At 62.7% G+C, this 13,671-nt stretch carries 12 protein-coding genes and 1 tRNA gene; 4 read left to right on the forward strand and 9 right to left on the reverse strand.

The window, feature by feature from the left end; genetic code table 11:
* Positions 1–68: 68 nt before the first annotated feature.
* Positions 69–2,006, reverse strand: a complete 1,938-nt coding sequence (locus ACERJA_RS10250) for a beta-CASP ribonuclease aCPSF1 (RefSeq protein ID WP_373608091.1) — start codon at positions 2,004–2,006, stop codon at positions 69–71.
* Between the two features lie 336 nt (positions 2,007–2,342).
* Here ACERJA_RS10250 and ACERJA_RS10255 point away from each other — a divergent pair, with 336 nt between their 5' ends.
* Positions 2,343–2,846, forward strand: coding sequence for a hypothetical protein (locus ACERJA_RS10255; protein WP_373608092.1), 504 nt, complete (start codon positions 2,343–2,345; stop codon positions 2,844–2,846).
* A gap of 54 nt (positions 2,847–2,900) precedes the next feature.
* Here ACERJA_RS10255 and ACERJA_RS10260 read toward each other — a convergent pair whose 3' ends face one another.
* Entirely contained in the window at positions 2,901–3,476 is a 576-nt protein-coding gene (locus ACERJA_RS10260; protein WP_373608093.1) for a hypothetical protein, read from the reverse strand.
* 121 nt (positions 3,477–3,597) lie between these two features.
* Between ACERJA_RS10260 and nucS the strand changes: the two genes are divergently transcribed.
* On the forward strand, positions 3,598–4,377 hold the full coding sequence (gene nucS, locus ACERJA_RS10265) for an endonuclease NucS (RefSeq protein WP_373608094.1): 780 nt from the start codon (positions 3,598–3,600) through the stop codon (positions 4,375–4,377).
* Positions 4,378–4,504: 127 nt separating this feature from the next.
* Here the strand turns inward: nucS and mutS are convergent, their stop codons facing one another.
* A complete protein-coding gene (gene mutS / locus ACERJA_RS10270) occupies positions 4,505–7,204 on the reverse strand; it encodes a DNA mismatch repair protein MutS (RefSeq protein ID WP_373608095.1) in 2,700 nt (899 codons plus the stop codon).
* 186 nt (positions 7,205–7,390) lie between these two features.
* Here mutS and ACERJA_RS10275 point away from each other — a divergent pair, with 186 nt between their 5' ends.
* Positions 7,391–8,665, forward strand: a complete 1,275-nt coding sequence (locus tag ACERJA_RS10275) for a winged helix-turn-helix transcriptional regulator (protein ID WP_373608097.1) — start codon at positions 7,391–7,393, stop codon at positions 8,663–8,665.
* 69 nt (positions 8,666–8,734) lie between these two features.
* On the opposite strand, the gene ACERJA_RS10280 is transcribed toward ACERJA_RS10275, so the two are convergent.
* Genes ACERJA_RS10280 through ACERJA_RS10295 form a run of 4 tightly spaced genes read right to left on the reverse strand, consistent with a single transcriptional unit; the run spans position 8,735 to position 11,367 of the window.
* Positions 8,735–9,376 carry a 30S ribosomal protein S3ae gene (locus tag ACERJA_RS10280; RefSeq protein WP_373608098.1) on the reverse strand — a complete coding sequence of 214 codons (642 nt, stop codon included), beginning with the start codon at positions 9,374–9,376 and terminating at the stop codon, positions 8,735–8,737.
* Positions 9,369–9,668, reverse strand: coding sequence for a KEOPS complex subunit Pcc1 (locus ACERJA_RS10285; RefSeq protein WP_373608099.1), 300 nt, complete (start codon positions 9,666–9,668; stop codon positions 9,369–9,371). The genes ACERJA_RS10280 and ACERJA_RS10285 overlap by 8 nt, the downstream gene beginning before the upstream one ends.
* The gene (locus ACERJA_RS10290) at positions 9,665–10,888 is read right to left on the reverse strand and encodes an exonuclease (RefSeq protein ID WP_373608100.1); all 1,224 of its coding nucleotides are present in this window, start codon (positions 10,886–10,888) and stop codon (positions 9,665–9,667) included. The genes ACERJA_RS10285 and ACERJA_RS10290 overlap by 4 nt, the downstream gene beginning before the upstream one ends.
* Before the next feature lie 11 nt (positions 10,889–10,899).
* A complete protein-coding gene (locus ACERJA_RS10295; protein ID WP_006064386.1) occupies positions 10,900–11,367 on the reverse strand; it encodes a 30S ribosomal protein S15 in 468 nt (155 codons plus the stop codon).
* A 364-nt stretch (positions 11,368–11,731) separates the two neighbouring features.
* Here ACERJA_RS10295 and ACERJA_RS10300 point away from each other — a divergent pair.
* Positions 11,732–11,803 (forward strand) — tRNA-Ala (locus tag ACERJA_RS10300).
* Positions 11,804–12,739: 936 nt separating this feature from the next.
* On the opposite strand, the gene ACERJA_RS10305 is transcribed toward ACERJA_RS10300, so the two are convergent.
* Together ACERJA_RS10305 and ACERJA_RS10310 are read right to left on the reverse strand one after the other, a co-directional pair.
* Positions 12,740–13,057, reverse strand: a complete 318-nt coding sequence (locus ACERJA_RS10305; protein WP_373608101.1) for a hypothetical protein — start codon at positions 13,055–13,057, stop codon at positions 12,740–12,742.
* Positions 13,058–13,195: 138 nt separating this feature from the next.
* A complete protein-coding gene (locus ACERJA_RS10310) occupies positions 13,196–13,588 on the reverse strand; it encodes a hypothetical protein (protein WP_373608103.1) in 393 nt (130 codons plus the stop codon).
* Positions 13,589–13,671: the final 83 nt, after the last annotated feature.

Genomic DNA, 13,671 nt, shown 5'->3' on the forward strand with positions numbered 1-13,671 from the left:
GAGCGTTGGAGCGGACAGCAGGCAAAACACGGCCGCAAGCGGTGTGTCCGCGCGGATTCTATCGAGCGTTAGAGAAACCGGAACGTCTCGAGGTTCTTCGGCGCGAACGTCCGCATGTTGTAGTCGTGATACAGCGCACTCGAGAGATCTTGTGTCGAGCGTTCGTCACCGTGGACACAGAGCACCTTCTCGGGGCGTGGGTTCATCGTCTTGACGAAGTTCTCGAGGCCGGCTCGGTCGGCGTGGCCCGAGAAGCCGTCGACGGTTTCGACGTCCATGTTCAGCGAGAGGGTCCCACGTCCACCGCCGTTGTTGCCCATGGCACCGACTTCGCTTGTTGGGATCTCGTCCCAGCCGCTCTGGATGCGTCGACCGAGGGTTCCCTGAGCCTGGTAGCCGACGAAGACGAGCGTCGAGTCCGGATCGGGGCCGATGTGGCCAAGCCAGGACATGATCGGGCCGCCGGTGACCATACCCGACGTCGAGAGGATGATACAGGGGCCGCCGTCGGCGACGTCCTGGCGCTCTTCCTCGCCGGCGTCGATGTGGTTGAACTCCTCGGCGAGGAACGGGTTCTCGTCGTCGTGGAAGATCCGATCTCGGAGGTCGTCACGCAGATACTCGGGGTAGGTCGTGTGGATCGCTGTCGCCTCCCAGATCATCCCGTCGAGATGGACCGGCATCGACGGAATGTCGCCGTTGCGCATCGCCTCTTCGATGACGAGCATGATCTCCTGTGATCGACCGACGGCGAACGCCGGGATCACGACCTTGCCGCCCTTTTCATGGGTCTTGTTGATGACTTCCTTGAGTTTCTCCTCGGAATCCTGCTGGTCGGTCTGGTAGTCGTTGCGACCGCCGTAGGTCGACTCGAGGACGAGCGTCTCGACGCGGGGGAAGTCGTTGACGGCACCGTTGAACAGGCGGGTGTCGTCGTAGTGAATGTCGCCGGAGAACGCAACGTTGTAGAGGCCGTCGCCGATGTGGAAGTGCGAGACGGCCGAGCCGAGAATGTGGCCCGCGTTGTGGAAGGTGAGTTTGACGTCGGGGGCGATGTCCGTGACATCGCCGTACTCGAGGGGAATGGTGTGTTTGATCGCTTCGCGAACCTGCTCGCTTTCGTACGGTGGCGCACGGCCTTCTTTGGCCGCGACGTCGAGGTAGTCGAGCGTGAGCAGCCCCATCAGATCCCGCGTTGGCTCGGTACAGTAAATCGGGCCGTCGTAGCCGTATTTGAACAGGAGTGGGATGAGCGCGGAGTGGTCGAGGTGGGCGTGGGTGAGGACGACGGCGTCGATGGTCTGGGGTCCTGCGCCAAGCGCCTCGGGTGCGTGGAGATATGGGACCTCACCCTCTGCGCCGGGCTTGTCGCCACAGTCGACGAGAATCCGTGTTTCGGGTGTCGAAAGAATAAACGACGCGCGGCCGACCTCGCGGCAACAGCCAAGCGTCGTGATACGGACGTACTCGTCGTCGGACATCTCCTCGCGGTGGATCTGCCGGCCGACTTTCTCCAAAATGTCCCGTCGTTCGTCACGTTCCTGTTTGAGGAAACTGCGGACGTTCGAGACCGTCGAAGACTCGATCGGCGGCGTTCGGACGACTTCGGGCGTCCAGCCGACGTTTTTCGTAATATCACGGAGTGTCGAGCCATGGCGGCCGATGACCATCCCGGGCTTTTCGGCCTCGATAACGACCTCGCCAGTGTCGGCGTGGAAATCGAGGTCCGTGACGCCTGCTTCTTCGGGGATGACACCCATGATCTCCTCGCGGGCCTCGTTGGGCCGTGAGAGAACGGACGGATCAGGTCGGATGGTAATCCGTTTCCGAAGCTTACTCGCGAGTTTCCGAACGAGGTCACCCTGCTGGGCGAACTTCTTCGGATCGCGCGTGTAGACCACCAGTTCGGGGCCTTCATATTTCACCGAGGAGACCGAGATATCGTTCGGTAACTCGCTCGTGATCTCTGCTTTCAAATCGTCAAGTTGCTGCTCTACAGTACTCATAATCGCCGATTGTGGCTTGCGTGAACTCGCCGCCAGGAGCCGGTGTCCGGTCGGTCCGACGCGACTAGGAACTGCGACTCGAGAACAGCCAAGCGACGATCGCTGTCTGCTAATCTCGATGTCAGAGATCCATGCTGTCGTTGTGTGACAACAGTGATCATATACCGTCCAGTATCCCAAATCATCGCGTTATACCGTGTGTACGAACACGCTCCCAGGTCGGTTATCCTGGTTCGTGCGGGAAGATTCCAGGGAGAACCCGCTTATTCGACGCTACTGCTTGCGCGGTATAAAAAGCTTCGCAAACATCAGGATGATCCGTCACAAACAGGGGGTATGGAGCTCACACCGGAGCGTGTCGTGACGGAGCGAAACTGGGTCGCAGACCGTGCTGAAACCGTCGTCCCGGTCATCAATCACGTCCGCGATGATCTCGGAGCAATCTTCGAGACCGATGTCGATCACGTGACCGAAACACAGTATCTCGAGGCAGTCGACGCCGTCTTCGCCGACGGTGATCTGGCGGTCAACGTCGCCGCGATGGTCGCGATCCTCCGAGACCTCGATGTCGAGGGCGACTATCCCGGCTTCATCGTCGATGAGATCCTCGGCCGCGAGCTCGCAGCGACGATCGCCGGCACCCAGCCGCTGCGGACACTCGGCGAGGCGACCTTTCATTACGCAGACCTGCAGGTCCACGGCGACGAAGATGAGAACGCGGGTGTGGACGATCTCGAGGCGGCACTCGCAGCCGGCTTTCAGGAACGGCTCCCAGGCTGGAACTGGACTGAACGCGAGAGTCCGTTCAGCGTCGGCGACCGATCAGCGAACGCCGAGTAAGCGCCGGCTCGAGCCGATGGCTTGGCGAAAGTCAAGAAGTTCGCTGCGGGAACGTTACTCGTCGTCTTCGCCGTCGCTTTCGTCGTCAGTGTCCTCCTCGGCGTCGCCATCGTCTTCGACCGCTCCGTCTTCTTCCTCGAGTTCTTCCTCGAGTTCCTCTTCGAGGTCGTCCTCGTCCAGCTCGGGCTGTTCTTGTTGCTGTTGTTGCTGTGCCTGCTGTTCGAGGATCAGGTCGTAGGCATCGCTGCCGTACAGCACGGTGATGGGGCCGCTTCGGAGGGCACCGAGGATCGCCTCGTCCGGGCCGTCGATCAGATACAGCCCAGCACCCTCAGTCGTGGACTCGTCGATCTGGATGTCTTCGGCGTCCGCATAGCTTTCGAACTCCTCGATCGGTTCTTCTTGCAGCTCCTGAGCGCGCTGTTGGAACTCCGCCTCGTCGATCTCGCCCGCCTCGAGGTCGTCGTAGAGTGCTTCGACGTCCTCTTGGTCCGGTTCGACGATGGCGGTCAGCCGCTCGTCGGCCTCGTCATCGCTCAAGAGTCCGAGATCGGTACAGCCAGCAAGTGATGCGGCAGCGCCGGTGCCGGTGAGTTGGAGAAATCGACGGCGGTTGTGTCCGTTCGTCATTGCGTCGAACGCATGGACGAACAGTCATAAGGGTTTTTGATATACGCTAACTCAGCGGTCGTCTCCCACTCGCTCCGCTGGTCCGGACCGCTTTTAGTTCCGCGACAGCTACCCCGTTGCAGTGACTTCCGGCACACCGACATCGTCAGCACGGGCCGTAACGCTCGAGCAACCCACACTCGGGGCGGCCTGTGAGGCCATCGCCGACGCGCTCGAGCGCGAGGCGTTGGTGACCGTCTTCGGCCGCTGTACCGTCGACTACGAGGGCCGTGCCTCGAGCACGCTCGAGGCGGGCGATCGCCATGTGATGCTCAAACCCGACGGGGCGGCGCTGGTCCACACTGACGAAGGCCAACAGCCAGTCAACTGGCAGCCGCCGGGCTGTACACACGACGTGTTCTGTGACCGCACCGCCGACGACGTCGACGCAAACGGTGCGGAAACGCTCGTCCTCGAGAGCAGGCGACCGACGCCCGATGAGCGACTGTGCGTTCGCTTCCAGGACGTGTTGCAGGTCTCAGCGTTTTCGGGAACCGACGAGAACGAGCTCACGCTGTCGGGAACTGAAGAGGATCTCCGACAGCGAATCCTCGAGGAGCCGACGCTACTCGAGGCGGGCTTCAGGCCGCTTGCGACCGAACGCGAGACGGCCGCCGGTGCCGTCGACATCTACGGTGAGGACGCGGCCGGCCGAACCGTCGTCGTCGAACTCAAACGCCGCCGCGTCGGCCCAGATGCGGTTGGCCAACTCCGGCGGTACGTCGACGCCTTAGAACGCGATCTCCACGCCGACGCCGACGTCCGCGGGATTCTGGTCGCGCCCTCCGTGACGGATCGCGCCGACCGCTTGCTGGTCGATCACGGCCTCGAGTTCGTTTCCCTCGAGCCGACGAGCGAGTAGGACGGCGCTGGCTGCGCTGGGCGCAGTGACGTGATGTATCCGGTCTGTTGGTAGCTTTCCCTCGCGAGCAACAGAGACGTTCCAATCAGCGCGACCCTGTCATTCCCTTGTCTGTCCGGTCACCGCTTCACTCCTCGAGCAGCCGCTGCAGTCGGTCGAGTTCCGTCAGCGCCTCGACCGGCGTGAGATGGGCAAGCTCGAGGTCGCGGAGTTCAGAAGCGACAGCGGGCGGGACCGCGCCGCCATCGGCTGTCGCCTGCGACGGTGCACTCGAGTCGGTGTCCGTGGCTGTCGGTTCAACAGTGTCGTCCGATGTCTCTGCGGCTGCTGAGACGAGTTCCCGCGACCGTTCGACGACGGCTTCGGGCACGCCCGCAGCGGTTGCGACCTCGACGCCATACGACCCCGTCGCCGCGCCGGGGACGATTTCGTGGTGGAAGACGACCTCGCCGTCGTCCTGCTCGACTTCGAAGTGGAGCGTGAACGCGGCCTCGAGATCGGCCGTAAGCTCGGTCAGCGGGTGGTGGTGGGTCGCAAACAGCGTTGTCGCGCCGACCGCGTCGTGGATGTGCTCGGTGATGGCTTGTGCGATGGCGAGGCCGTCGGCGGTCGACGTGCCGCGGCCGACCTCGTCTAACAGGACCAGCGAGCGCTCGTCGGCTTCGCGCAGGATCGTCGCGAGTTCGTCCATCTCGACCATGAACGTCGAGCGCCCGCCCGCGATGTCATCGCTGGCCCCGACGCGGGTGAAGATTCGGTCAACGGGCGTCAGCCTCGCAGCTTTCGCAGGAACGAAGCTCCCGACCTGCGCCAGCAGGACGATCTGGGCGACCTGACGCATGTACGTCGATTTGCCAGACATATTCGGCCCCGTGATCACCGCGAGCCGCTGATCATCGGTCAGGTGTGCGTCGTTGGGGACGAACGACGCTTGTGTACGCTCGACGACGGGGTGGCGACCGCCCTCGATGTCGATCTCGAGGTCGTGCTGGTCGTCTTCGATGATATCGGGGCGGCAGTAGTCGTACTGTGCGGCGACGGTCGCAAGCGAGACGAGTGCGTCGAGCGTGGCGAGCGCGTCGGCGAGTCTCTGCACGCGCTCGACCTCCTCACCGATCGTTTTCCGAACGTCACAGAAGAGTTCGTACTCACGGCCGTCGGCCCGTTCTTCGGCGCCGACGATCTGGTCCTCGCGGTCTTTGAGCTCCGGTGTGACGAATCGCTCGGAGTTTTTCAGCGTCTGACGGCGCTCGTAGTTCGCTGGGACGGCATCGAGGTTCGGGTTCGTCACCTCGATGTAGTAGCCGTGCACCGAGTTGTAGCCGACTTTCAGCGAGTCGATGCCGGTTCGTTCGCGCTCGCCGTCTTCTAAGTCATCGATCCACTGTTTGCCCTCGCGGGCGGTCGTCCGAAGCTCGTCGAGCGCGTCGTCGTACCCCTCTGCGATGATGTCGCCCTCGGTGATTTCGATCGGCGGCTCGGTGACGATTGCGTCGTCGATCAACTTGCGCACGTCGACGAGCGGGTCGAGATCTGCGTGCAGTTCCTGCAGTCGGTCACAGTCGGCGTCGGCGAGTTGCTCCCGGATGTCGGGTACGACGGCCAGCGTCTCTCGAAGCGACCGGAGGTCTCTCGCGTTCGCTCGCTCGCGGGAGATTCTACCGATCAGTCGCTCTACGTCGTAGACGTTCCGAAGCAGTTCGTAAAGCGTCTCCCGACGCTGGACGGCAGCGGTCAACTCCTCGACGGCATCCAGCCGTGTCTCGATCCGGCGGGGCTCGAGCAGCGGCCGGCGAAGCCAGTCTCTGAGCTTCCGGCCGCCAAGTGCACACGCCGTCTCATCCAGCACGCCAACGAGCGTCGCCTCGTCGTCGCCGTGGACGCCACGAGGCTCGAACAGCTCGAGGCTGCGCAGCGCGACAGCATCCAGCAGGAGGTACTCGCGAGGGTCGTAGCGAGTGAGGTGCGTGATGTACTCGAGTCGCTTTTGATCCGGTTCATCGGCGTCCGTCTCGGGTTCGTCGTGCTCTGTCTCGACTGGCGTCTCGCGTTCGCCTTCGTGGTTGCCGCCGCGGACGTACTCCGCGTAGGCGAGCAGTGCGCCACAGGCTCGAATCTCGGTCTCGCTCGCGAGCAAGGCGTCGGGGTTTCGAACGTATCTCGAGAGGGTGTCACCCGCGCGCTCACGGTCGAACGCGGCCGCGTCGAACGGCGTCACCATACAGTGCTTGTCGAAGACGTCGGCCGGTGCGTCCGGACCCACGACTGCCTCCGACGGCTCGAAGCGGCTAATCTCGTCGGCGATGGCGTCGCTCGAGTCCGAACTCGTCGCCAGAAAGTCGCCCGTCGAGACGTCGAGTAAGGCGAGTGCGAGTTCGTCAGTGTCGCGTCCACGAGCCAGCGCCGCGACGAAGTTGTTGTCATCGTTGGCGAGCAGTTCGTCCTCGGTGAGCGTCCCGGGCGTGATGACGCGCGTGACGGCGCGCTCGACGACTCCCGGTGACTCGCCGGGCGCTTCGACCTGATCCGCGACGGCAACCCGATACCCCGCCTCGAGCAGCGTCTCGATGTACGATTCGGCGTTGTCGATCGGAATCCCGGCCATCGGATACTCGCCGGTGGAGTCCTCGCGGCTGGTCAAGGCAATCTCGAGCAGCCGTGCGGTCCGTTCGGCGGCTCCACAGAACGTCTCGTAGAAGTCCCCCACCTGAAAGAGCACGATCGCGTCATCGTAGCGCGCACAGAGATCGTGATACTGCGCCATCATTGGCGTCAGCTCGTCGCGTTTCTCGGCCATCGCTGCAGGCGGGCCAAGCGCCGGATCCATATGGGGAACCCACCTTCGAACGCGGAAATAGCTTGCTGGATCGACCGCGGCTGGAGCCCCGGTGAAACTGTTCTAATTGTGTTATTGTCACGAAACGAGAAACATGTATTACGCTCGACTGCAGAAAGGGACCTGCGTAGTATGAGTTACCGTTCGTCGGCCACGAGCCGGATTGTCGTGTGCCTCGTGACTGTGCTGCTCGTCGGTGTCGGGATGGCAGGTGTCGTGACAGCGGCGACACCAGCTAACGGCTCGATAGCCCTAGAGACAGACACCGACTCGGTCGAGGACACAGTCGACGGACCGACTGGTGCGCTCGAGAACACGACGAACGACACGACTGCGGATCTCAAAGAGGCGGTCGATGAAACGAGTGGCGATCTCGAGAAGACGACAGACGGTCTCGAGGCCACAACCGACCGGACGACGGACACGCTCGAGAACACCACCAACACGACCGACACCCTCGATGGGACAGTCACTGAAACGACGAACACGGTCGAGAACACCACCAACACGACTGTTACTGGCCTCGAGCGCGACCGTGGAGCATCGACCACGATCGACGCGCCAGTTGTCGGACTCGAGGCCAGCGTCGACCGTTCGATGAGCGACACACCCGGGAGAGCGGATGCCGCCGAGGCTGCAGCCGACAATGGTGCTGACGGGATGCCAGCCGGTGGAACCACACCCGCGACGGATGCCGTCCTCGTCGGTCTATTGGGTGCGATCACCGCCGCTAGTGCTGGCGCTGGTGCCGGCGCGTCTGCAGGCGCCAGCACGTCGGCCGGAGCGGCTGGCGCTGGCGGTCTGAGCGGGCTGGTGGCCAACTGGCTCACTCACTCGAGTGGGCTCCGTCTGCTCCGGCGTGTCGGCTCGGTCGTTCCCTGGGAGCTCGCCCCCATCTTCAAATACAGCCGGTACGACGATTCGGACCCGCTCGAGAACGAGCATCGTCGAGCCGTCTACGAAACGATCGCATCCCAACCGGGTGTGTACCTCTCGCAGGTAAGCGACGACAGCGGCGTCGCCCTCTCGACGGTCCGCCATCACGTCCGTATCCTCGAAGCTGAGGGACTGGTCGCTACGGCCAAAGTACACGGCAAGCGCCGATACTATCTCGAGGCCGACGGCGAGAGAACAGTCACAACTCCTGATGGCACCGTCGGTGTCGAACTCCACGCTGCCCTCGCAGAACCCGCAAAGCGCGAGTTGCTCGAGACGCTCGCGGCCCTCGGCCCGGTCTCTAACGGCCGACTCGCCGACGAACTCGAGTGCGACCCGAGCACTGTCTCACACCACCTCGCTGCGCTCGCAGCCGACGACCTGATCGTCCGTGAGCAAGACGGACGATCGGTCAGCAACGACCTCACGCCCGATGTCGAGACGGTGGTTCGTGATCCAGAACACGCACTCGAGGACGACTCGGGTGGCACGTCGGAAGTGCCGGCAGACGACTGAGACAGGCATGGATGCTGCTGCTGTCGGTGTTCGTCGCGTCGAAAAAATCGGTGTCGTCGTTGTCTGCGCTTAGTCGTCCGTGGCGACGTCTTCTTCGTCGACGTCGACCGCGGTCGCTTCCTCTTCGGCGACTTCTTCGGGGTGTGCCTCGAGTGTCGTCTTCTGGATCTCGACGCGGCGCAGCGGGTAGATCGTCTTGGCTTCGCCGTAGATGCCCGAGGAGAGTCGTCCCTCGACAACGCTGTCGATGAGTTCCTCGAAGGAGCGCTCGGCGGCGGCCTCTTCGATCATCTGGACCATCGTCTCGCGGATGGCTTTCTCCTGGCTTGCGTCGGCCTTTTTCGTCGTGAAGGCGACGGGCTGGATCTGAACACGGTAGTCGTCCGTCGTCAGGACGGTGACGTAGGCTTCGATCTTCGAGGCACCGCGGCGGACCAGCGAGCGAAGGTAGTCACGGGTCAGGGAGTGTTCCTTGAACTCCGTGTAGGCGCTGTCGCTGCCGACGTCGGTGATTTTGAAGGTCAGCTTGGTGTTGTTCTCGCTGGCGTTGTTGTTCAGTTCGCCAAGCGTCGTTTCGATGGTTCGGTCGTAGACTTTCTCCGGTTCGTCAGCGGGGGTTTCGCCGAGTTCCTGCCGGTCGAACTGCTCCGGTGCCAGGACGGTGTACCACCGCTTTTCCTGTTTTGCGCGTGAAACTGATCGTTCACTCATTGTTTGGTAGTGTCTCTTGATCGCTGTCGGACACAGGGCCCGTGTCCGTCGGTTGGTCGTGCTGTCCCGCTCGCGTCTGCTCGATGACGTCGACTGCGACCTCGAGATTGACGACGTAGTCGTCGACCGTCGAGTGAAGTCCGCCAGTGGTCTCGCGGTCGATCCGCGTGACGACGGCCTCACCATCGTCGGAGACGACAGTCTCCATCTCGTCTGTGTTGTCCGGGTCTATTGCCCGCACAACGAGTTCCGGCTCGTCGTGAGCCGTTCGAATGGTCGCGTGTCGGCTCATCGTAACTCCCTCACTGCCTCGATGATCGTCGCGTTATCCCTGGCTGAATCGTACCGAAGGTAGCCACGCCGATGGCCGATATCGTACTCGGCCCTCGAGTCGCCCTCGTCGCCGAGTTCCCGGGCAACACCCTCGACAGTCGCGCCGAGCGGGTCGTCGCCCCGGGTCACGATCGCTGCCTCGTTGCTGTCGGCATCGGCCGACTGCTGCCGTCCCTCGCCGATCGCGAGGACGGTCGGCTCCGGCGAGCGACACGCTGCGGCGATCTGTGCGACTGCTTCGACTGGCCCGTCGTCGATCTCGACGACGAACAGTCCGTTATAACGACTCGTCGACGCCGTCTCGAGTGCCGTGTGAGCGCGACGGCCGTACTCGCGCCAGGCTGCAAGCGCCGGCTCGTGGACCTCGTGGCCCAGTGCGAGCGCAGCGCCCGTCCCTGGATCGGTCCGGGCCGTCGCCTCGAGCACGTCGGCGTAGCCGCCGACCGTCTCGAACGTGTGATCTGGCGTCGCATACGGGCGAAGCGCCCGCTGGACCGTCTCTGCGGTCGCTGCAGTCGCCGCTTCAGCACCGACGACGTCGAGTGCGACACTCGAGCCAATCGCTCGATGGTCGTCGGCCGTGAGCGTCTCGGGAGCGTCGAGGTCGATGCCGAGTCGCGAAAGCGCGTCGCGCGTCGCGTCTGGAGTACCCGACCACGATGCGTGCAACCGCGTCGTGTGGGCGAGCCCGTCGACTGGGTCTGCGGTCGGAACTGCAACCCCTGGTCGGCGGGACACGAGCCCGCGCTCTTGGGCGGTCTCGAGCACCCATTCGCTCTCGCCGGCACCCGGCTCGATATCGGCGGCGACGAGGCCGGCGAGTGCAAGCACGGGCTCCGGATCGGTCCCGAGTTCGCGAACACAGTCGAGTGCCGCGAGCGTGGCTGGTCGGTCGGCCGTCTCGAGTCGCGTCACGTCCGTATCGATCGCACCGATTGCGATCGTGACGTCGTCTGCTGTCGGCGTTCGGTCGCGAACGCGTGCCGTCCGCGCCGCGACGGTCCGGTCAACGCTCACCTGAAACGGCGTCCCGTGCTCGGCCAGTGCCCTCGTGAGGAGGCCACTCGCCGCGAGCGCGTCGCCGTCGGCTCGCGCGACGATGTGGACGAAGCCCGCGCTCTCGAGTGTCCTCGAGACGGGGGCAGACGCCGATTCGACGGACCGACCTTCGGTTGCCATGGAGCGAGTGCTTACTCTTCGATGAGTTCGACGGCGACGTCGTAGGAGTACGTGAAGTCAGGCTCGATCTCGTCACCACGGTAGTAGTCGACGAGGCGGCGAACCTTCGATTCCGTGTTCTGCAGGGCGCGTTTGTTCTGGTAGTCCTGCTGGTTCTGCTGGATGTGCTCGCGCAGGCGCACGGCACGTTCCATCAGGTTGTAGAGGTCCTCGGGAATGTCCGACTTCGCGTCGTTCTCCTCGAGAATCTCGGTGAGCTTCTTGCCGGTCGCCAGCTTGACGTCCGGAATCGGCGTGCCCGTGACACCTTCGTCACGCAGCTTCATGCCGATCTGGCTTGGCTCGTAGCCCTGCTCTGCTAGTTCGACGACTCGGTCTTCGATCTTGTCCGAGTCGACGTCGCTCCACTCCGGCGGTTCGTCTGCCGCTGGCTTGTCCGATCCGGACGAGCCACGACGGCGGGTGTGCATTCGTGCCATTGGTCGAGGATAGGAACCGCACTGACCGCTCCGTACGCAACAGTCGGGTCGGCCGACTGCCGGTGCACTTCCGCAATCCCAAGCCATCCGAAACAGTGGATGGCACAGTCGGATTTGCGGCCGTGCGCTTCCCATGCCTGCTTTCCGTCGAACGGACTAAAGGGTTTCTAGACCGGGCTCGCGACCACGACTCTGCCGTCGACAGCTCTCGGCTGGACGCTCGCGTTCGGTTCCAGCTGGCCTGTGGCCTCGCGTCGTTTCGGCGATGACCGCCGATCGTCTCGTATGTGTGGTAACGACAGGGTTGGCTCGAGCGTTTCGAGGGGTTTATCTATTCCCCGGAGAAACGATTGAATGCGAACGAGGGCTCGTAGATCAGGGGTAGATCACTCCCTTGGCATGGGAGAGGCCCCGGGTTCAAATCCCGGCGAGTCCACTTCTCTCCGCTCGCTTCACTTGCTCCGATCAGTAAACTCGCCGAACATCGCAAAAGTGGTTGCTCAATCCCGGCGAGTCCACCATTCTTGTAGCGCGAACAACCCAGTAAGCACTGCTTTTCCGATTCGGTAGTGGCCTGTTTCGACGTATTCAGTGAGTCGAATGGTCACGCTACTCGAGTCTCGAGCCAGCTGCAGTTGATCTGTACGAGTGTTTCGACACCCTGATCGGAGACCACATCGCACGGATGCTGACCGGCAGCTCGTGGCGATGCACCGCAACGGTTCGGGCGACGTCGAACGGGTACTCGAGGCAGCTCTGGATTCGAGCTCGGTGTCTCCGGCGGCGGTGATGGAGACGATTCCGACTGTGGCCGACCGCGAGCAAAAATCGTGATCGGGCTAACAGTAGTACACCCAGAAGGAATGTTCATCCGTACATTCGACTTTCGTGTACTCACCAAATGCAGCGACATACGGGCTCACTTTCAGTTCCACGTCCGCTCCAGGGACGGTGAGACTGATGGTCTCTCCACATTTCGGGCACGCAACGTCCTGTGTCTCTGTTAGTTGTGTCATGGTTCCACTGCTGGGGCTGGTTTGTCGGCACGCATCGAGATGCCCATCAGACGGTATTTCTGACAGGCGTTCACCGCCTGGTCCGAAATGGACTCGTGGTTCTCGATGCCTACGCCGCGGGTGATGTGCTGGTCGAGACTCATTGGTCTGTCATTCCCCATCAACGGTTGCTACGAGAAGGTGGGTAAGGTAGCTATCTGATGACAGTTCAGCAGTTGCTGCCGTTCGTGCACCTGTTGCACACGTGTCACCAGCTGATCGATGGCTCGTGCGTGAGACCAACCGTACCGAGAGCCAAGATCCAGATCGAAAGTGAGGACCCGACCAGTGTAAGCCGACACGAACATCGCCGGAAGTCAGTCCACGATGCGGGCTGCTGTGAGTGGGCGAGCGTCGTCCCGGCCGGACGAACACTCCGATTTGGCCCACGCTCGAGTGACCGGCATGGCGGTCACGACTACCACTTGAACCGCCCCGCTATCGGCGTCGTAGCCACTGATTACGATCCGGTCGTCCAGCAGGTCGACGCTGTACGGCGGCCGCTTGGTGTGGGCCGAGATGGAGAAGGGGCACTCGAGAGCCCCGGAAAATGGTCCTGATTGATCGCGTGACTGTCTTTCACGACGCATTGTGATATCGATGAGTGCCGTCTGCATCCCTGCGTTGATCGACACGCAGCCCCGGTGGCGTCGCCTGTGTGGAGTTTCCATGGACGATTGGCCTGTGATCCGACCAGTCGGACGCCTTCCTCCGTCGAGGTCCGCCTATCGCAAGCGTGGATCACAAAACAGCTGTTGACAGGCCGCGAGCGCTCACTCGTCGTCTCGAGTCGCTTGCGCCCGCTCCCGTGCTGTTTCGATCTGTTCGTCCAGTTTCTTCGCGACAGTGTATTTGAATTCGTCGGGCATCTGGCCGTACTCGACGTCGACGGTCACCATCGCATCGCAGTCGTCGACGATTTCCGGAGCCCACTTCCCACGTGCGAGTTTCGACTCCTCCGTGACGACTGCGGTGCCGTCCTCGAGATCGATGAAGGCGGTCACTGTGTTCCAGATCTTGGGGTTGCTCGTGGTTGCCTCATCAAACAATCCCTCGAGTCGTGATTCTTTGATCGGCTCGGCTGCGACCTCATCGCGCAACTCCTCGAGGGCGTCGGCAAGCGCCTCGTACTCGGCTGCGGTCCCCTCGGAATCGTCGAGAATCATCGACGCCACCCCGCGTCGTTGGTGCTGGTCTGCATCTGTGTGAGACGGTTGTGGCTGGATCCCCAAGACTCCCGCCTTTCGGT

This window comes from Natronorubrum sp. A-ect3, from assembly GCF_041821125.1.
Classification (GTDB): domain Archaea; phylum Halobacteriota; class Halobacteria; order Halobacteriales; family Natrialbaceae; genus Natronorubrum; species Natronorubrum bangense.